The organism is Stenotrophomonas sp. P5_B8 (assembly GCF_054049855.1).
In genome coordinates this window covers 1-666 of the sequence record NZ_JBFULO010000843.1, presented here as the reverse complement: position 1 = coordinate 666, position 666 = coordinate 1, and the positions used below count along the sequence as shown (strand labels likewise).

At 65.2% G+C, this 666-nt stretch carries 1 protein-coding gene; it reads right to left on the bottom strand.

Annotated features, from left to right (window positions below; translation table 11 throughout):
• Positions 1–116: 116 nt before the first annotated feature.
• Positions 117–599, bottom strand: coding sequence for an REP-associated tyrosine transposase (locus ACXJKH_RS21775; RefSeq protein ID WP_457322499.1), 483 nt, complete (start codon positions 597–599; stop codon positions 117–119).
• Positions 600–666 lie beyond the last annotated feature (67 nt).

Here is a 666-nt window from a genome sequence, read left to right as displayed (position 1 = left end):
CCGTTGGTCAGSTGCYCTYCGCYCCGRCGTCGCGRTRTYGSAAGKATCCGCCGCGTTGCGTGSGGCRGCCKACCAAYGRKYGGCCCCAAGGTGGRKCAGCCGACCAACGGTCGGCTCTACGGGGGGCGGGGCGTTGCGGGTGGTAGGGCGTCGATGGGCCAGCGACACCACGAGAAGGGATACTGGCCGATTACATGTGCCAGGCCAGCGCGGACCGGGTTGGCGAGGATATAGGCCGCCTGATGGTGCAGGTCTTCGTCGTTTCGCAGCGCGTGGTCGAAGTAGCCCGCCTGCCAGAGAGGCCCGCTGCGGTTCAATTGGCGATTGATGAGCAGGCTGCTGCGTGACTTGAAGCGCTGCATGCAGGCGCCGAGGGACCCGTGTCGGAGCTGCATCAGCCAATGCACATGGTCCGGCATCACCACCCAGGCGAGGTTGCGGACCATCTGTTCCTGCTCCAACGCCTGCATTACCTGCGCCACGTGCTGTGCCAGACAAGGCTGGCGAAAGTGGGGGACACGGGAATGGACGACGCTCGTCAGTGCATAGATGTTGCCTACGCTGGAGTGGCGGCCGTGATGGAGGCGTGGGCTGGGCATGCCATCAGAGTGCGGCTGGCCTGGCGCGGAAAGAATCAGGCGATGTCCATTCGGGGTGTGGGGATGT